We start from the raw sequence: 270 nt of genomic DNA, 5'->3' as shown, positions 1-270 counted from the left end.
CGAGTACTAATCGGTCGAGGGCTTATCCTAAGCGAATGACACATGTAAGACAATGATACATTCACCTTCTTCTAATAAACGTTTTGTTTCGCATCCAGTTTTCAAGGTGTAAGCCTTGTTCTCATGTTTTTTGGTATGACGGTTCAGGTCTTGTACCGAATCGCGCATTACGCTATGTGGCGGTGTAGCTCAGCTGGCTAGAGCATTCGGTTCATACCCGGAGGGTCGGGGGTTCGAGTCCCTTCGCCGCTACCACATCTTTATTCCCAT

Annotated in this window: 1 tRNA gene; it reads left to right on the top strand. The window is 47.4% G+C overall.

Annotated elements, in window-relative coordinates:
* Positions 1-178: 178 nt before the first annotated feature.
* A tRNA-Met gene (locus tag L3D05_RS13025) sits at positions 179-255 on the top strand.
* Positions 256-270: the final 15 nt, after the last annotated feature.

This window comes from Cohnella mopanensis (genome assembly GCF_022352055.1).
Lineage (GTDB): Bacteria > Bacillota > Bacilli > Paenibacillales > Paenibacillaceae > Cohnella > Cohnella mopanensis.
This window is presented reverse-complemented; position numbering and strand designations above follow the sequence as displayed.